The organism is Paenibacillus nasutitermitis, assembly GCF_014641075.1.
GTDB lineage: Bacteria > Bacillota > Bacilli > Paenibacillales > Paenibacillaceae > Paenibacillus_Z > Paenibacillus_Z nasutitermitis.
On the sequence record NZ_BMHP01000021.1, the window covers coordinates 1 to 18,060 of the forward strand.

Below are 18,060 nucleotides of genomic sequence, written 5' to 3' on the forward strand. Positions count from 1 at the left end.
TGCAGTAGGCAACGTGACGACCGTCAGCTTCACGATCGACACAGCAGCACCTGCGGTTACAGGAGTAACGGACGGCGGGATTTATAAAGAGCCGGTGACCGTTGGTTTCAATGAAGGCACAGCGACATTGAATGGAGCTGCTTTTACTAGTGGCACAGAGATTGATCAGGACGGTGTATACACGCTGGTTGTAACGGATGCAGCAGGCAATGTGGCGACCGTCAGTTTCACGATCGACACAGCAGCACCTACGGTGACGGGAGTAACGAACGGCGGGAGTTATAAAGAGCCTGTGACTGTTAGTTTCAACGAAGGAACAGCGACATTGAATGGAGCTGCTTTTACAAGCGGTACAGAGATTGATCAGGATGGCGCGTACACGCTGGTTGTAACGGATGTAGCAGGCAATGTGACGACCGTCAGCTTCATGATCGACACAGCAGCACCAACGGTGACGGGAGTAGCGGACGGCGAAGTTTATAAATCGGTAACTCCCGATTTCAACGAAGGGACAGCGTTGTTGAACGATAATGCCTATACTCATGGCACCATTATTGATCAGGATGGTATGTATACGCTTGTTGTAACAGATGCTGCAGGCAATGCAACAACCATTCAATTCCAAATCGATGCAACCGCGCCGACGGGTACGTTAGTTATTCAGGAGGGTGCAGAATGGACGAATGTTACAGATGCTGCACTTACTCTGACTGGCAGCGACGGAAATAATGGCAGCGGTATCGTAGAAATGCGCTTTTCCGGCAACGGAAGCGACTGGGATAGCTGGGAACCTTCGGCAACAACTAAGGCTTGGAGTCTTGCAACGGGTGACGGTGAGAAGACGGTATATGTCCAGTTTAAAGACAAGGCTGGCAATGTGAGTGGAACCATCCATGACGTTATTAAGCTGGATCAAACGATTCCTACTGGAACAATCGTCATAAACGATGGTGCAACCACAACAAGCAGCAAAGCAGTGACATTAACTTTGACTTCTTCAGATGGCGCTGGCAGCGGCGTTTCAGAAATGCGTTTTTCTGAAGATAATCTGACATGGTTGAATTGGGAGAACGTATTGCCTGCGAAAAGCTGGAGTTTACCGGGTAGCCCGGGATTGAAAAATCTTTACGTCCAATTCCGGGATGGTGCAGGTAATATTAGTGTGGCAAGCATGGCTTCCATTACCTACCAGGAAAGCGCGGGTTCAAACGGTGGTGCTTCTGGAAGTACGGGGAGCACAGATAACACTTCCAGTCCTGATGTTGTCCTTAGTACGGGGAGCAAGTCAGAGATAGCAACTAAAGTTGATATTAAAATGATAGAAGGAAAAAAGGTCACAACAGTCTTAATGGAAGAAGCTCAACTTGATGGAATGCTGAAAGAATTGGGGACAAATCCAGTTATTACTATTACGGTTCATAACGATTCCGATACCGTCAATTTGGAGATGGACGCTGCACTCCTGCAAAGGTTAGCGAACAATAATGCAACCCTTCAAGTGATTACAGAAAACGTTGTATATACTCTTCCCTTAGTTCAAGTTAGCATTAATAAATGGCGTAATCAATTAGGGGCCGATATCCCTCTGAAGGATATGAAGATCAAGTTAGAAGTGAGTAAGCTGCCTAGCTCGGCATTTGTATTTAAGAATTCGGGTGATGGACAGGTTATACTTGTCACCCCGCCGGTAAGTTTTTCTATAAAAGGGCTGCATGGAGACAAGGAAGTAGAATTGAATCTATTCGATGCTTTTGTAGAAAGGCGCTTTGCTTTACCCGAAGGGGTAGATCCTGCACGTATTACGACGGGAGTAAAGCTATTATCGGATGGTACGATTGTTCATATCCCGACGAAGTTAGTGCGTGAAGAAGGGCGTGATTACGCGATCCTTAATAGCAGGACCAATAGCATTTATGGACTTATTTATAATCAAAAAACCTTTCATGATGTATCCAAGCATTGGGCTCAGGAAAGTATCCACGACCTAGCATCAAGACTCGTCATTAATGGAGCAGACGAGCAGCGGTTTTTACCGGAGGGCGACATTACGCGCGCAGAGTTTACGGCCATAATTATCAGAGCATTAGCCTTAAGCTCGGCTGACAAGACGTTTTATTTCAAAGATGTAGAGGACAAAGCATGGTATCATCAGGCAGTCCAGATCGGGTATTCGTATGGGCTGGTCGACGGACATCGCGATGGTTCCTTCAAACCTAATGAGAAGATTAGCAGACAGGAAGCGATGGTTATTTTATCCCGGGCAATGAAGCTTGTGGAGCCGAATAAGGAGATTGACCAAACGAAGCAGCAAGAATTGATCAACCATTTCGCAGACAGCAAGCAATTGGCCTCTTGGGCTCATCAGGCTGCAGCGTTAACCATTGAAATGGGCGTTATTGGCGGTTACCAAGGTGAGCTGCGTCCTCTGCAAAATATTACGAGAGCCGAAACTGCAGCAATCATTCAGCGATTTCTTCAAAAAGCGGAATTGATTTAATAATGAGACAGCTCGCATAATGAATAACGGCAAAATAAAGAAATGGCGGTGCAGGGAGGTCATCCTTGCACCGCCATTTTTGGCTCCATATCTCGACTACAGGGACTTTTTCCGCTGAATAGGATTAGGATAGCGGCTGTTAAATAAAGGATATTACTGGAACGGATAGAATAAAAGTATTCTATACACAAAGCGAGGTGACCAGGACGCTATGTCAATGGAGGATTCGTCTCAGCGTATAGCCCAAGAGATTGATCGAATGGAGCATCGATATCTCGTAGGACGTGATCAGGAAATCCGTTTGTTTTTGGAGCTATTGTCTAATGATCATTCAGAAGGTGAAATAATCAATCTTTATGGTACGGGCGGCGTAGGAAAAAGCTACCTGCTCGATGAATTCCGCCGGCTCTCCGAGAAAGCCCATATCCCGTTTATTAACATAGACAGCAGAGCCTTTCCGAGGAATCCCTTCGAGTTCTGTTCGTACTTGTTGCGCTTGATGCGCTATCCGATCCTGCAAGTGGAAAAACTGCAGGCCGATATCCGCTTGCTGACGGAACTCTGCGCAGACGAAATTCGGAAAGCCGCGGTGCAGGGAAAGCTGGTCCTCGCCCTGGATACATTCGAAGAGTTCGGCGAATTGGAGCACTGGCTGCGGGAAGATTTCCTGACTCATCTGAGTCCGGAGGTCTTGGTGATCGTTTCAGGGAGGCTGCCCTTGCACGGGGCATGGATTACCTCTCCGGCCTGGCGGCAGATGATTAACAGGCTGCCGCTTGACGATTTGCAGTATGAAGCCGTCAAACAATATTTGTCGCTTGCAGGCATCACCCAGGAGGAGAAAACTCGGTATATTTGGACCCATACGAAAGGCCATCCCCTGACCTTGTCTCTATTCGTGTATACCACACTGGCTCAAAGACAGCCGAGCGATTCATTTCGGAACGAACAAGAAATTTTTCCGTATGTCGTAAGAACTTGGCTGAAAGAGGTTCCGGATCCCGATATCCGCGAATTGGTGGAGGCGGCCGCTGTTTTACGGCAATTTAACCAGGAAACGCTGAGCTTCATATTGGAAAAGCAAGTGACGACGGAGCAATTCCTGAAACTGATCGGACATTCTTTTATCCGCAGGGTTGACAGGGGATGGTTGTTACACGATTTGCTGAGGGACGCCATCGTCCGCGAAATGCGCCACCGAGTGCCGGAATACTACGACAGGCTTTGGAAACGCTGCGTGTTGCATTACTATCTCCATGTCAAAGAATCGATCCACAAGAAATTAATCTCATGGGAAAGCGTGGAATGGGTTTATTATATCGGAGACCGGTTGATTCGCACATTGTTTTACCAAGAAGCTGTCTCTTATCAATTGGAGTCGCTTCATCCCTCGAACTGGATGGAGGCGGAGCGGTATATCGATAACCGTCGCCGGTTCGTTCAAGATGTGTGGATTCAACATACAGATATGGAAACAGACGTACGATATGAATATCTCATCACGAAGAACGAGAGTCTCTATGGGTTCAAACACGTCCACTTGCAACAACTGTTCGACTTGGACGAGAATATCGTCAAGTTGATTCGGGATGCCGGGGGAAAGGTATGTGGAATGTCGGCGATTGTCCCGATCCATGAAGGAACCTTGGACTTTTTGGAATCCAAACCGCCATACTCCGCTTATTTCGCCAGTCTATCCAGGTCCAAACTTCATGAACTTCGAACTCCGAAGGATTCCATCGCCGGGTATTTCGTTGAATTTATCGATGTTGACTACGCTGATCTAACGATGCGGCAGACCGCAGGACTCCTATTTATAACCCATATGCTGTCCGCCCGTCTGGTGGTGACAACGGCCCCGGCGAATCCCTTCTTTCATTCCATCTTTCAAAGCTTGGGGTTCGAGAAGGCGAAGGATGTCGTTCATTACCATTATGACGATCATATACCAACGCCGTACTTTATCCTGGATACGAGAGGAAAAAAACTCCTGGACTACTTGAACAGAATGGTCGCATCGTTCGGAATCGTACAGGATAATGTGGTTGGAGAGGAGCAACTTCTCCTTTTGTCCAATCGTGAGAGAGATGTTGTCAAGCTGTTGATCAAAGGACGCACCAACTCGGAAATCGCCGGTGAACTTTGCTTGAGCGAAGCGACGATCAAGAAGCATGTTTTCAATATCTTCGGGAAGCTTCAGGTTAAAAGCCGGATACAACTCATGAATAAGTATAGGAATTAAATTACCACTTTTATGCTACCGAATTACAACTTTCGGCTAATATTGGCTTGGATTTATACCATGATACCATTCAGATATGATGATTTTATATTAGGATGGTGAATGGAAGATGAAGGTATTAAAGAAGAAATCGATCATGATCGTTCTGTTTGCTGCTGCCATGCTCTCTAATACTCTTGGTTCTGCTTATGCGGCAGCTAATCTTGAACCGATCAAAGCTTTTTTCAACAAGGGCGTTTCGTTCATTCTGCATGGAGAACGCTGGAAGCCGACAGATGCATCCGGTAAAGAGCTGAGTGCGATTGTATATAACAACACAAATTACTTGCCGGTTCGTGCCTTGGCAGAAGCACTCAAAACACCGATTGAATACGATTCTGCCAGTCAAAAAATTTATATCGGCGCAAGGCCCGGAGCAAAAACGCCGATATTTTCCATGCCGATGGAGATCGACAACAATTATGTCATTCAATCAAAAAACCCTAAAGAAACACTCATAAATGGCACACAGTATAAGGATATTTTACAGATCGAACAGTATGGGGATGTATATTTTACAATTGATCGTAAATACAAGCGGCTCGTTCTGGATGCGGCAGTCGTAAGCCCGGGAGAACATGAAGTGGAGTTCTCGCTTTATAACGCATCGGACCTGGCGGCGAACACAGCGGATACGGTTCTGGAAATGCATGCTGTAAGTCCGGAAGACGGTGTTAAACAGCTGATCTTCAACGTGGAAGGCTTGGAAAAAGTCAAAATCCATGTACAGAGCCATTTGTTAAATCCATATATATATGCGAGGATTTTAGATACGTCTTATTTTGATAACGGTGAAACTCCAGTCGGTAAGTAGGGGGCGCAGCAGCACTTGGATTTATAGAAGCGCAACAAGGAGGGTATTCACCTTGAAGGTAGCTAGTAAGGTGTTTATGCTGGTGTTGGCCATTCTGGTGTCTTTTTGCTCCGTAGGGCCGATACAGCCTGTGCATGCCGCGCAGATTACCAGTATTTATGTAATAGATGAGGACGCTAATAGTGTTGCCACCCATCTGGTAGCCGGAAAGCTTTACAGTGTCTCCTTTAATTCTGATAAAGCTCCTTCAACCAGAGTCGAGCGTCCCTGGCTGGATTATTCGGCCGATAATGGAGCCACCTGGCTTCCTATTCCCATTTCTGAGAGTGTGAACGGATTCAGGAGTTACGGAGCCTTTAGACTCCCTATTGATTCACAGTTAGTCTCCATTCAGCTTCGTTACGGTGTGTATTTCAATCCGGTCATCGGCTCTATGAGCTCTTCCATAAGGGTTATGGGGCCCTACAAGGTATTGCAGCCGGGAGACCCGTCAGATTTTACAGCAACACCGAACGATGACGGGACAGTCACGCTCCGTTGGGAGGACCGCTCCAACATGGAATCGTATTACCGGATTTCCCGGTCCGGACCCGACGGTGACAAAATATTCGATGTGCCAGGTACGAAGGATCATGTCGGCCCTCTCAGCTTTACGGATAAGAAGACGAATACATCGAAAAGCACGATCTACGTTTATTCGTTAACCCCGGTCATTGATCAGTTCAACTTGCCGGAAGAGCTGATTCCGGGAATCGTTTGGGCGACCGTCAAGACGAAGGTTCCGTTCCAGATTTCGGACGTATACAAAGAACTGCCGATCCTGATTCCAGAGTTGAACACTCCAAAAGACAAACCCAAGCCTGATCCCGATACCACGATAAATCTGAATGCTCTAAAATATTTGGAGAAATTTAACCTCAAGCTTGGGGATTTGGACAAAGCAGCGGTAAGCGGCGTCAAGCTGGACAAAAAGGCCATCGCCCTGGAAGAAGGGGCAAGCCAAACGTTAATCCAGTCGGTTACGCCTTCCCATGCAGACAATCGGAACGTCACCTGGAGCAGCGATAACAGCCAGGTCGCTGAAGTGGACAGTACGGGCAAGGTGACGGGCAAATCGTCGGGCATTGCAAAAATTACTGTAAAGACGGAGGCTGGTAATTTCACAGATACATGCATGGTGACAGTTATGGGGAAGGCAGAATCACCGCCGCAGGAGTTACAAGTGATCCAACTATCCGATCTTGCTGGACATCAGGCAAGGGATGAGATCACGAAAGCAGTGTCGAGCGGCATTGTGTCCGGTTATCCGGATGGAACATTCCGGCCTGACGGAAGCGTCACCCGGGCAGAGTTTGCGAGTATGCTCATGAGAGGAGTGAAGCCGGCAGACGAAGGGATGGCGCTCGTCTTCAAGGATAAAGACAAAATTGGAAGCTGGGCGGTGGAATCGGTACAGCAGGCTGTCAAACTTGGTATTATTAGCGGTTATGCGGACGGCACATTCCGGCCCAATGCAAACATCACCCATGCGGAAATGATCGCTATGGTCGTCCGGGCATCCGGTCTTCCAATGGGTGAGGAGCAGCAAACCGGCTTAGCCGATGATGCAGACATCCCCAAATGGGCGAAACCCGCCGTTTCCAAGGCGGAGGAGACCGGTATCATCATTGTCGGAGGACTGCCGGAGGGCAAATTCGCGCCGCAAGCACTTACCACCCGCGCAGAAGCCGCATCGGCCATCGTCAGAATGCTGGGGGTTCGGAAATAAAATACTGATCGAGATCCTTTTGGCTCAGCTCTCTAGCCCATCGGAGCACCATTTTGGGATCCAGTTCGTGCTTCTTGAAGTGCAGATCATACTGCTCCTTCTTCATGTTATCCCTCCGCCTCACTATAGGTGGTGCCACGAGAGACCCGACCGCAAGTGGTCGGGTTTTTGTGTGGAAAGAATCAGGAGTCGTTCCAGTCGGATATAATTGTGCAAATAATAAGTACAACGTTACCATAAATAAACATTGATAATAGTTCTCAATAGTGATATGATCAAAAACGTTATAATACTGATAATGATTATCATTACTAATAAGAATTCGGATTTGCTATAAAACCGCTAAAGAGGTGTTTCATATGTCAGTCATCAAAATAAAAGATCGTGGAGAGGTTCTTACGTTACATTTTCCGGAGCTTCGTAATTATCATGGCAATCTCGCTTTAATGGCGATCGGTGTAGGCTTTCGTGTCGTACAAGCAGCGCTGGCAGAGCTATACAATGAAGAAGCGCCCGAACGCAGCAGCTTATCCGTACGTTCAGGTCATGCTGGACCAGGCTTTCGTGATGCCTTTGAATATACGACGCGTGCGGTTACCCGTGGTGCATACACGGTAGATGTAGAATATCCGGCAGCACAGTACGATCCTTATCGTGCACAATCCTATGCATATGTCATTTCCGATGACAAGGGTGCCGCTGTAGAGGTTTCATTGAAATCAGATTTCTTGCCTGCCGTATTTTACGACTATTTGAAAAAAGGTCGTGAAGGTACGATGACAGCTGAGGATAAAGCGGCAAACGAGAATTTAAAAGCTACGCTCTGTGAACGTGCATTAGCTCTTCCCCAAGATGAGTTATTGGAGGTTAAGAGACTGTCATGAGCATGCCTCAAGCAAAGGCAGACTTTCTTGTGCTGGACTCTGGAGCGAGCTTCAGTGAGCAAACCGTTCGTAACGGGCAGGAAGACCCGAATACGAAGATTCTGGATCAGTATGAGCTGCCCACTTATGACATTGTTGTAGCCGGCCACAAATTTCTGATCCTTGATGAATTCATTGATCAGGAGCTTCTGCTTCAGCAAAAGGATCAAATCCACACCTTTTTAGATGCAGGAAATATCTTGTTCTTCGGTGGACATTTGTTCAGGCATTGGATTCCGGGTGCATCCTTATTTGTTCCGAAAACGATTCGTTCTCATTTAGATTATGTAGTGACTGTACTCGATCATCCGATTTTTGAAGGCGTAAAGTCAGAGGATATCACATCTAATAAAGGGGTTTCCGGATTTTTCAGTCGTGGTCATCATCCCATACCTGAAGGAGCTGAAGTGCTGCTTAAGCTTCCAGGTGGCGAGCCCATAACGTATATTGACCGAACGAGTACGCAAGGCACAATCGTCGTTCATGCGGGCCGTAATTTATTGAAGTATCGTCATCAGGAAAATACTGCCGGCCGTATTGGCGATCAGTTTCAACGTTTCCTATACGAGGAGCATGAGGCAGTTGGGCGAAGGAGGGTACAAGCATGAGAAAGATCGCAGTGCTCTACTCGGGAAGTTCGCATCAACACCGTAGTTTTACGGAGCCGAAATATAAGCAGTATATTGCTGAGCTTGTCTATTTACCGAAGCTTGCAGATGTGGATTTACATAAGTTCGATGTGTTAATCGTTCCTTCACAGCTTCATCAAGGACAAGTAACCCATCACTTAAAGCAAATTCATGCGTTCCTTGACAGTGGCAAAATTGTCGTTGCTCTGGGAGCGCAGCATCATAGCTGGTTTTCGAATCATAATTGGGAGTTTCGTCCGACGAATTTTTGGTGGTGGCTTGAGCCAGGAGCGAAGAGTGGGCTTGTGATAACGAAGCCAGAGCATGACTTGTTCAATTATATATCGCTGGCGGATGCAACTTGGCATTATCATGGTGTATTTCTCCCAACACACGAAGTGGAATCACTTATTGAAGTTGAAAATGATGGCTCCATCCTATATATCGACAAGAAGAGTACAGGTGGAACATTAATGCTGACAACCCTTGATCCTGAGTATCATTTCGGTTCTTATTTTATGCCGGCAACCGAACAGTTTTTGAATGGATTTCTGCCCTGGCTAGCAGATGGACGCCTATAGTGTCCTTTTTTTTAAGACCCAATTGAGAATGATAATCACAGAGGAGAAGATCATACGATGTTTAACCTTTCTAAGAAATCAATGATGATGTTGATGTTTTGTGCAATCATGCTGCTCACGGCATGTACAGGTAATCATAACGGTAATAAAAATGCAAATGGAAGCCCAGAAGCTTCTGCCTCTTCAGATGTAACTCCTGTAACAGATGCTGCGGTTGAAACGGTTGGTATGCTGAAAATCGCAGGTGGTGACAGCGGTTATCCATCTCCGTTTGCTTTTAGCAATTCTGGTCCTTTCGGTTATTTAAGAAATTCCTTTATTTTTGATACATTGACCTGGAAGGATGACACGGGTGTTATTCCATGGCTTGCGAAATCCTGGGAGCTTTCTGAAGATGGTCTGACGTACACCTTTCAATTAGAAGAAGACGTAAAATGGCATGATGGTGAAAAATTCACAGCGGATGATGTTGTATTTAGCTTCGGCTATTACAAAACCTATCCATTCAACTGGAACGGAGATATTACCCAGATTAAATCTGTGGAGAAGATCAACGACTATACAGTAGCTTTCCATTTGAATAATAAATATGCCCCATTCTTAAGTGATCTTGTAGGGATCGTTCCGATCATCCCAGAGCATGTATGGGCTACGGTAACGAACCCGGTTGAATATCGTGAAGATGCAGCTTTAGTGGGTACAGGTCCTTACCAATTAGAAGAGTATGATTCGGCCTCTGGTCAATATTTATATGCAGCGAATGAAAACTTCTTCAAAGGTCAAGTAATCGTTAAAGAAATTGCTTACGTAGCTGTGTCTAACAAGCTTCTGGCGCTACAAAATGGTGAAATCGATGCCATGTATACAGCGGGTTATGGGGATGTTCAAACCGCTGAAGCAGCTGGGCTCAGCTCGATTAAGAGTGAACCCGCAGGCAGTGTCGTTCGGATTTCCTTCAACATGGAGCATAGCCAGCTAGGTGACAAACGTCTGCGCCAAGCGATAGCTTACGCACTGGATCGCACTGAAATTTCCAGCAAAATCACAGGTGGAGAGCCGATGGTAGGTAATGCAGGTGTTGTTCCTACAGATTCTCCTTGGTATAACGAAGAGGTTAAACAATATGAGTACAATACAGCTGAAGCCGAACGTATTCTGGATGAGCTTGGTTATACGAAGAATGCGAATGGGATGCGTGAAGATTTGAAATTAAATCTCATGACCTCATCGACTATGCAGGACTCTGTCATGATGCAGGAGATGTTGAAGAAAGTAGGCATTGAATTAAACCTTGTTCAGCTTGATTCGGCAGCATTCGCTGTAGCTCTTGGTGAGAACAAATACGATATCGCATTAACTGGACATATCGGAGCTAGTGGCGATGCAGATTATCTTCGTCTGTGGTTCTCTGGGAAAGCTGCTAATATGTGGTCTTCTCGCGGCAAAAGCCTGGAGCTTGGTGAGTTCCATGAGCTTGCTGACTTACAAATGCAGGAGCTGGATGAAATGAAACGTAAAGAAATTATAGATCAAATGCAAGATATTCTTGCTGAAGAGCTGCCTACTCTTGTGCTCTATCACCGTCCATTCTACGAAATCCATAATGCCGATAAATTTGATAAATGGAAGAATACGTACGGAGGAATCGCGGATGGAATGCCACTTTGGGAAAACAAGGTTGTCTTCGTAAATGTTGAAAAATAATAAATACGTCTCTTACCTGCTCGTTCTGGTATTCGTATTGATGCTTAACTTCTGGCTTCCCCGGTTTTTGCCGGGGGGGCCAGTCGAATATATTACAGGTGGCGGCGAAGAAGGCGTAGTATTCTTATCCGAGGCACAAAAGGCGGCAATGCTTGAGTACTATCATTTAGATGATTCATTAGGCGTGCAATTTTGGAAATACATGAAAGGTATGTTTACGTTTGATTTTGGATTATCGATTACTCATAAAGCACCCGTCTCTGATGTGATCATCGATCGTTTACCTTGGACGCTGCTTATCGTCGGATTGGCGAGTATGTTTTCTATTCTTATCGGTTTATTGATCGGTCTGTATTCTGCATGGCGTTTTCCTGGAAAAACGGATCGCAGTTTATTTCTATCTATGCTTAGTTTAAGTACGATTCCTGAGTTTTTGCTGGGTATGGTTTTATTAATTGCCATGGCAGTAAAGCTGCAATGGTTTCCGCTTAGCGGCGCAAAGACGGCGTTCTTTCGATCAGATCTATGGTGGGTTCATGCGCTGGATATTACCAAACATGCTGTACTTCCTGCTCTAACGCTGACAATCGGAAGCATAGCAGGCTTATATTTACTTATGCGTAACGAAGCGATTCGTGTGCGTAATGAGTCCTATATCGAGTTTGCTTCTGCCAAAGGGGTAGGTTCACAAGGTATCATCTTTACGCATATTGCTCGTAATGCTGCGCTGCCTCTTGTTACGATGATTGTCATTCGAATGGGTGGATTGCTGGCAGGGTCAGTGTTGGTTGAGACAGTATTCGCCTACCCTGGTATCGGCAAGCTGCTTCAAGAAGCGATTATGGGACGGAATTATCCGTTATTGCATGGTTTGTTTTTAATGATGACCTTATTTGTCCTTGTCCTTAATTTCATTGCGGACATGATCTATCCAAGGTTGGATCCGCGTATTCGAGCAGCTGCGAGAAGGGGGGAGCTGGAATGAAGCTAACCTGGTCACAGCGTATCGGTATTCTTTTATTCAGTGCATTTGTACTCGTAGCGATATTCGGTCCAATGTTAACGTCGAATTCTCCTTTTTCGATTGATGGCGAGCGATTGTTACCGCCCTCGATGAAGTATTTGTTGGGAACAAATGCGATCGGCCAAGATATTTTCAGTCAGTTGGTGTATGGCGCTCGAACGACGTTATATATTGGCTTGATGGTTACGGTCATTAGTACTTTCTTAAGTGCCAGCTTTGGCTTGCTTGCCGGGTATTCCAAACGATTAGATCCGTTGTTGAATGGTTTTGCGAATATGCTGCTTGTGCTTCCTTCTTTATTATTGATTTTAATTGTGGCTTCTTTTACTGGCGGCGGTACATGGCAATTAATTCTGACTTTAGGCTTCCTCACTTGGCCGGGCTATATGAAGCTCATCCGTTCATCGGTTCTTTCATTGAAGGAACGAGAGTTTGTTAAAGCTGCTCAGCTCTATAACGGGGGTACGATATATATTCTACGTAGGCATCTACTTCCTTTTGTATGGCCTCTGGTACGAACCAAATTTATTCTTTCGTTCCGTTCGGCAGTAGCTATGGAAGCGAGTTTATCCTTCTTAGGTATTGGAAATCCAAGCACGGTCTCTTGGGGGAAAATGCTGCAGGATGCGTTCTCACGCACGCAAACATTTGTTACGGATGCATGGCAATGGATGATCGTTCCTCCTGGATTAGCGATTCTCTTTGTCACGATAGCACTTGCACTTGTCGGTGAAAGTCGCATGACAGGTAACCGCTTTGCGGCATCCTTAAAGCGTAAAGAGAGTCGTGTCATAACCGTGAAAGCGGCTGAACAAGAAGTAGGTTGTGAATCGCCTTGTATTGAAGGGGAAGATTTAGGCTGTCATTTAGGAGCTGGTTCACAGCTGTCGGCAGCAATTGTTGTCAGTGATTTAAGTATAACGTACGGGGACAAACCGATTATTCATCCGATCTCCTTCGAGGTGAAGCAAGGCAGCATTACATCATTAGTAGGTGAATCGGGCTCCGGCAAGACGACAATGGCACGAACGCTTTATGGACTGGTGCCCCATGAGGCTGTAACAGGGAATGTGCTCATTAATGGTCACCCGATCTACTCGAACAATGAGCCTTGCGCGATGCAGCGCTGGGTAGATGCGGCTTATATTTTTCAAGATCCGAGGAATAGCTTTAATCCCATCATGACAATCGGTCGGCAGTTCTATGAAGCGATGCGCCTACAAGCAACAAAGGAGCACAAACAGACAGCTGCTATTGCAGCATTGGCTGAAGTTCAACTGGAACCGCATGTGCTTTCTTTGTATCCGCACCAGTTGAGTGGAGGAATGCTCAGTCGTGCGCTAATTGCCTTGTCACTTGTTAATAAGCCTAAAGTATTAATTGCAGATGAACCAACAGGTGCACTCGATCCGATTGTAAAAAGAGAAGTATTTGATTTGCTTGTTAGTAAGGTAAAGGAACATCATATGACGCTTCTACTCATTACACATGATATTCCTGCTGCACTGCATATTTCTGATGAGATCATCGTCCTGCAAGATGGATTTCAGGTTGTAGGGGATCTGAAGGAGCGATATGTAAGTAGAGGAAAGCAACTTAATCAACTCAAGCATCAATTAGCCTAAGGGTCATAAAGCTGGGAGTGAAGATGGTGCTGCGTGTAGAAAAGGTGTCTAAGCATTTTGCAGGAGCAGAAAAAGGGACACTCATGAAAGCTGTCGATGAGGTTTCATTAACCATACAGCAGAATGAAATATTTGCCCTCATTGGAGAGAGCGGGTCTGGAAAGTCAACCTTAGCTGAATTGATTGTGGGTTTACAGCAGCCCACTAGCGGCTTAATTCAATGGTCGGAAGAGCTTCGCGCGTTGAAGAAGGATATGCCTGCTTCATGGATTCAGCTTGTATTCCAGAATCCGGATCGTTCTATGAATCCCTATTGGCGTGTGAAGGACATTATTATTGAGCCCTTATGCTTAAGCGGCTATCCAAAGAGAAAAGCACTCGTTAGAGCAGAAGAGCTGCTGGAGAAGGTAAAGCTGTCTAACGATTTTCTTGAACGTTATCCTTCTGAATGCTCAGGTGGACAAAAGCAACGAATTGCAATGGCTAGAGCCTTATCGATGTCTCCTTTACTGCTCGTTGCCGACGAGATTACTTCAGCGTTAGATCCTTCCATCGAAGAAGAAATACTTGCACTATTGCTTGATTTGAAACGTTCTGAAGGGATGTCCATTTTATATATTACCCATCGATTAGAAACCATTTCAGGCTTTGCTGATCATGTTGCAGTGATGAAAAATGGCACTATTCAAGAAATGGGGGATGTAGAAGCTGTGTTAACAGCACCTACGTCTGAATATACGAAAGCCTTGCTTCGCGCGTCGACATTTCAGTAGACCTGTGATTATTAACCGGATCCACTGCCCATTGTCTCATCCCGTGTGGTATTTCATTGCTCTTCATAATATCGCGATTATTAATGCTATAATCAATATAACTTTATGAGGGGAGGCACCGAGATGAATCCGCAGTTATTACGAGATTTTCCGCTATTTGAGCATCTTGATGATGAATATTTAGCCGAAATTTCCAAATTATGCACCAAATGCACTTTTTTAAAGGGCGAGTCTATTTTCTTTGAAGGCGATGAAGGGGATGAGCTTTATTTGGTCATATCCGGAGTTGTTCAAATTTATCAAGATAACCGCTCCAGGGATGTGATCCTTTCTATTTTTAGAGAAGGCGATTTCTTTGGGGAGATGGCGTTGCTGCAGAATGAAAGAGTACGCTCTGCTTCCGCAAGGACCATAGAGAAGTCTACCTTATGCGTTTTGAAAAAACGGCATTTCATTCCTTTAGTAAAAAGCAGGCCTGAAATACTAATTGGCATTTTGGGAACGGCTTTGGATCGTCTGCGCGATGCCAATAATTTAATAACGGACTTGACTATTCTCGACGTGCGCACGCGCATTGCCCGTATGTTGCTGCGATTAACAGAACAACATGGCGTTCCCTCTGCCGATGGGATGTTAATTGATTTGAAGCTAACGCATCAGCACTTGGCAGATATGATGGGAACGGCGCGCGAGACCGTGACAAAATTATTGCTAGAACTGCAAAACGAGCAATTGATACGCATTGATCAGAAGAAAATAATCGTGTGCAGCATGGATAGAGTTCGAAATATGCTCGACTCCCATTGAGTTTTTAGTTGTGAAATCAGGTACTTTCTTACGGTTCGCCTCCACTACCTTGAACACCGTCCGCATGAGGATGGTGTTATTGTTTGTTATGTCTAATTAATAACTTTCTCATTAATTAAAATGATGAAATGAATTATGCTAAGATTAGAATACGTATAGGGGAGGTTGCAATGGAATTCATACAAGAACAGCTAACAAGATACGGAGCAAACCCTCAGCAAGTTGATCATCTATCTGCTGTCATTATGGTTGTTTTAATAGCAGCAATTTGTGTCATAGCAAATTTTATCGCGAAAAAAATAGTTCTCCAGATTATTGTCCGAATTATTACGAGCAATAAGGTAACGTGGGATAATGTTCTCTTAGAGAAAAAGGTTTTTCATCATATATCGCACATCGTTCCTGCGATCATTATTTACTTTGCGGGTTCTATGTTTCCTAGTTATCAAAACCTGATCGAGAAGGCTGCATTAACGTATATTATTGTCGTTACTTTAGTGGTGATAAATGCGTTACTGAATGCATTTGATATTATTTATCGAACATTTCCCGTTTCCAAGGCCAGACCGATAAAAGGATATATTCAGGTTGTAAAAATAACGCTCTTTATTGTTGGCGGGATTACTGTCATCTCGAATCTCATTGGGCAAAACCCGTTCATTATTCTAAGTGGTCTTGGTGCCTTGTCTGCTGTCTTGATGTTAATCTTTAAAGACTCGATACTGGGTTTAGTGGCCGGAGTACAGTTGTCATCGAACGATATGGTTCGTGTAGGAGATTGGATTGAGATGCCTAAGTATGATGCTGATGGTGATGTTATTGATATTACATTGAATACGGTTAAGGTTATGAATTTTGATAAGACGATTACGATGATTCCGAGCTATGCTTTAATTTCAGATTCTTTCAAAAACTGGCGTGGCATGCAGACATCGGGCGGCAGAAGAATCAAACGCAGTATTTTTATCGATACAGGCAGTATCCATTTCTGCTCAGAGGAAACGATCAAAGCGTATAATAAGATTCATTATTTAAGTGATTATATAGCGACCGCATTAAATGAAATTGAGCATTATAATGAGGAGCGTAACATCGATAAATCCAGTAAAGTGAACGGCAGACAGCTCACGAATATCGGCGTATTCCGTGTGTACATTCAGCAATATCTTAAGCATCATCCGAAAATCCATCAGGATATGACGCTTATTGTTAGACAGTTAGCTCCAGGAGATAGCGGCTTGCCGCTTGAAATTTACGCATTTACTAACGATATAAATTGGGTTGTATATGAATCCGTACAATCAGATATTTTTGATCATATTTTTGCCGTTGCTCCTTCGTTTGGGCTTCGTGCTTTCCAAAATCCAACGGGATATGATATTGCTTCTGGCATTGAACGCAATGCAATAGAATCATTAGATGAGCGTAATCAAAAACGGCAGACAGCTGACGAGGGTGAGTAGGAGTATTCTCATAACAGATTTTTTCTTTAGTTGTACGAACCTTAATAAAAGGGCATACAACGTGGTGGGCTGCAGAAGACTGTGATTACACTCGCGAAAAGCTGTGTGGCGTTATTTTCGAAACAGGGGTTCAATTCCCCTCGCCTCCACGAATTGGTTCAACTAATGAAAAGACAGTTAGGCGTTCAAGCTTAACTGTCTTTTCATTTTTGGGACGTATGGAACTACTGTGTGTTGAATCAATTATAGTATAGGTTGACGGTCCATTGCACTTTATCAACGGGGTAGCTGTTTGTGTTGACAGTAATGATTTGCCCGGTTGAGCTAAGCTTTAGCGGGTTTGTAGGTTACCAAGAGGGAACCAACCTTAAGTGCTTTGACATCCACGAGATGGAATTCCTTCTGCACCTTAAGATTGTCAAACAAATGCTCGCCTACGTTGACCACAACCGGGTGCATGACGATCTTATATTCGTCAATAAGATTTGCGTTTGCAAGTGATCGCACGAGCGTTGGACTACCTAAAATAACAATGTCGCCACCGTCACCATTTTTTAGGTCCTTAATTTGCTCTTCTATATGACTGCCGGTCAATTGTTTTGGAGCTTCAAATTCTCCCCATTTTAGATTGTCGATCGGGCGGGCGCTTGTTACAACGAGTTTGTGGGCGTTGTTTATCTTATCACCCAGTTTGGACCCTCGAGTATTCGTCCATTTTCCAGAGAGGTCTTCGTAGGTTCCGCGGCCAAGCAAAAGGGTATCCGCTGTCTCGAAAATATTTAATAGATACTGAGAACCTTCCTCAATGCCAGCGCTATTTCTCCAGACCGCCCAGTTGGTTTTGTCCTCGCTTGGGTCGCCAGTGACAACTCCATTAATAGTACTGTGAATGAATAGAATGATTTTACGCATGAACTAACATCCTTTCTATCTTTGATCATCGTAATTTTGTTTCTCATTTATTTAGACGAAATTAGATTACGATATTCATCGGTGTATTTGTGCAGGAAGCCCAAATCGGGAAAATAATTTTGTATTAATGAAATTTTGGACGTGGTATATTTGCTTGTCCTTTATTTCAATCATGTGAATACCCCAGGGTACCAAGTAAGCGTCTTCACCGCTTGGCACATACTGTGCGAAAGCAGGATAACCCCCATTCGCCGTAATC

The 18,060-nt window shown here is 44.8% G+C and carries 14 protein-coding genes and 1 pseudogene; 13 read left to right on the forward strand and 2 right to left on the reverse strand.

What is annotated here, in order from left to right; genetic code table 11:
• Positions 1-13: 13 nt before the first annotated feature.
• The 13 genes from IEY46_RS35870 to IEY46_RS35930 all read left to right on the forward strand — a co-directional run bounded on the left by IEY46_RS35870 (position 14) and on the right by IEY46_RS35930 (position 16,889).
• Positions 14-2,497, forward strand: coding sequence for an S-layer homology domain-containing protein (locus IEY46_RS35870; RefSeq protein ID WP_189001100.1), 2,484 nt, complete (start codon positions 14-16; stop codon positions 2,495-2,497).
• 217 nt (positions 2,498-2,714) lie between these two features.
• On the forward strand, positions 2,715-4,739 hold the full coding sequence (locus IEY46_RS35875; RefSeq protein WP_189001133.1) for a LuxR C-terminal-related transcriptional regulator: 2,025 nt from the start codon (positions 2,715-2,717) through the stop codon (positions 4,737-4,739).
• Positions 4,740-4,848: 109 nt separating this feature from the next.
• Positions 4,849-5,592, forward strand: coding sequence for a stalk domain-containing protein (locus tag IEY46_RS35880; protein ID WP_189001135.1), 744 nt, complete (start codon positions 4,849-4,851; stop codon positions 5,590-5,592).
• 52 nt (positions 5,593-5,644) lie between these two features.
• Positions 5,645-7,360 carry an S-layer homology domain-containing protein gene (locus tag IEY46_RS35885; protein WP_189001137.1) on the forward strand — a complete coding sequence of 572 codons (1,716 nt, stop codon included), beginning with the start codon at positions 5,645-5,647 and terminating at the stop codon, positions 7,358-7,360.
• A gap of 359 nt (positions 7,361-7,719) precedes the next feature.
• Positions 7,720-8,244, forward strand: a complete 525-nt coding sequence (locus tag IEY46_RS35890) for an FmdE family protein (RefSeq protein WP_189001139.1) — start codon at positions 7,720-7,722, stop codon at positions 8,242-8,244.
• Positions 8,241-8,891: a phosphate starvation-inducible protein PhoH gene (locus IEY46_RS35895; RefSeq protein WP_189001143.1), complete on the forward strand. Its 651-nt coding sequence runs from the start codon at positions 8,241-8,243 to the stop codon at positions 8,889-8,891. The genes IEY46_RS35890 and IEY46_RS35895 overlap by 4 nt, the downstream gene beginning before the upstream one ends.
• Positions 8,888-9,493 carry a hypothetical protein gene (locus IEY46_RS35900; protein WP_189001146.1) on the forward strand — a complete coding sequence of 202 codons (606 nt, stop codon included), beginning with the start codon at positions 8,888-8,890 and terminating at the stop codon, positions 9,491-9,493. The genes IEY46_RS35895 and IEY46_RS35900 overlap by 4 nt, the downstream gene beginning before the upstream one ends.
• 57 nt (positions 9,494-9,550) lie before the next feature.
• Entirely contained in the window at positions 9,551-11,197 is a 1,647-nt protein-coding gene (locus tag IEY46_RS35905; RefSeq protein WP_189001149.1) for an ABC transporter substrate-binding protein, read from the forward strand.
• Positions 11,184-12,182, forward strand: a complete 999-nt coding sequence (locus IEY46_RS35910) for an ABC transporter permease (protein WP_189001152.1) — start codon at positions 11,184-11,186, stop codon at positions 12,180-12,182. The genes IEY46_RS35905 and IEY46_RS35910 overlap by 14 nt, the downstream gene beginning before the upstream one ends.
• Positions 12,179-13,846, forward strand: a complete 1,668-nt coding sequence (locus tag IEY46_RS35915) for an ATP-binding cassette domain-containing protein (protein WP_189001153.1) — start codon at positions 12,179-12,181, stop codon at positions 13,844-13,846. The genes IEY46_RS35910 and IEY46_RS35915 overlap by 4 nt, the downstream gene beginning before the upstream one ends.
• 23 nt (positions 13,847-13,869) lie before the next feature.
• The gene (locus tag IEY46_RS35920) at positions 13,870-14,619 is read left to right on the forward strand and encodes an ABC transporter ATP-binding protein (protein ID WP_189001155.1); all 750 of its coding nucleotides are present in this window, start codon (positions 13,870-13,872) and stop codon (positions 14,617-14,619) included.
• Positions 14,620-14,742: 123 nt separating this feature from the next.
• Positions 14,743-15,426, forward strand: coding sequence for a Crp/Fnr family transcriptional regulator (locus IEY46_RS35925; protein WP_189001157.1), 684 nt, complete (start codon positions 14,743-14,745; stop codon positions 15,424-15,426).
• A gap of 170 nt (positions 15,427-15,596) precedes the next feature.
• Positions 15,597-16,889 carry a mechanosensitive ion channel family protein gene (locus IEY46_RS35930; RefSeq protein ID WP_189001158.1) on the forward strand — a complete coding sequence of 431 codons (1,293 nt, stop codon included), beginning with the start codon at positions 15,597-15,599 and terminating at the stop codon, positions 16,887-16,889.
• Positions 16,890-17,213: 324 nt separating this feature from the next.
• On the opposite strand, the gene IEY46_RS35935 is transcribed toward IEY46_RS35930, so the two are convergent.
• Positions 17,214-17,801, reverse strand: coding sequence for a dihydrofolate reductase family protein (locus IEY46_RS35935; RefSeq protein WP_189001160.1), 588 nt, complete (start codon positions 17,799-17,801; stop codon positions 17,214-17,216).
• A gap of 75 nt (positions 17,802-17,876) precedes the next feature.
• A pseudogene (locus IEY46_RS36695) lies at positions 17,877-18,060 on the reverse strand (sigma-70 family RNA polymerase sigma factor); the annotation flags it as partial.

Coding starts and splice junctions, on each gene's coding strand:
- IEY46_RS35930 (WP_189001158.1), top strand. CDS start 15,597: ATGGAATTCATACAAGAACAGCTAACAAGATACGGAGCAAACCCTCAG.
- IEY46_RS35890 (WP_189001139.1), top strand. CDS start 7,720: ATGTCAGTCATCAAAATAAAAGATCGTGGAGAGGTTCTTACGTTACAT.
- IEY46_RS35935 (WP_189001160.1), bottom strand. CDS start 17,801: ATGCGTAAAATCATTCTATTCATTCACAGTACTATTAATGGAGTTGTC.
- IEY46_RS35920 (WP_189001155.1), top strand. CDS start 13,870: ATGGTGCTGCGTGTAGAAAAGGTGTCTAAGCATTTTGCAGGAGCAGAA.
- IEY46_RS35915 (WP_189001153.1), top strand. CDS start 12,179: ATGAAGCTAACCTGGTCACAGCGTATCGGTATTCTTTTATTCAGTGCA.
- IEY46_RS35880 (WP_189001135.1), top strand. CDS start 4,849: ATGAAGGTATTAAAGAAGAAATCGATCATGATCGTTCTGTTTGCTGCT.
- IEY46_RS35900 (WP_189001146.1), top strand. CDS start 8,888: ATGAGAAAGATCGCAGTGCTCTACTCGGGAAGTTCGCATCAACACCGT.
- IEY46_RS35895 (WP_189001143.1), top strand. CDS start 8,241: ATGAGCATGCCTCAAGCAAAGGCAGACTTTCTTGTGCTGGACTCTGGA.
- IEY46_RS35910 (WP_189001152.1), top strand. CDS start 11,184: ATGTTGAAAAATAATAAATACGTCTCTTACCTGCTCGTTCTGGTATTC.
- IEY46_RS35905 (WP_189001149.1), top strand. CDS start 9,551: ATGTTTAACCTTTCTAAGAAATCAATGATGATGTTGATGTTTTGTGCA.
- IEY46_RS35925 (WP_189001157.1), top strand. CDS start 14,743: ATGAATCCGCAGTTATTACGAGATTTTCCGCTATTTGAGCATCTTGAT.
- IEY46_RS35875 (WP_189001133.1), top strand. CDS start 2,715: ATGGAGGATTCGTCTCAGCGTATAGCCCAAGAGATTGATCGAATGGAG.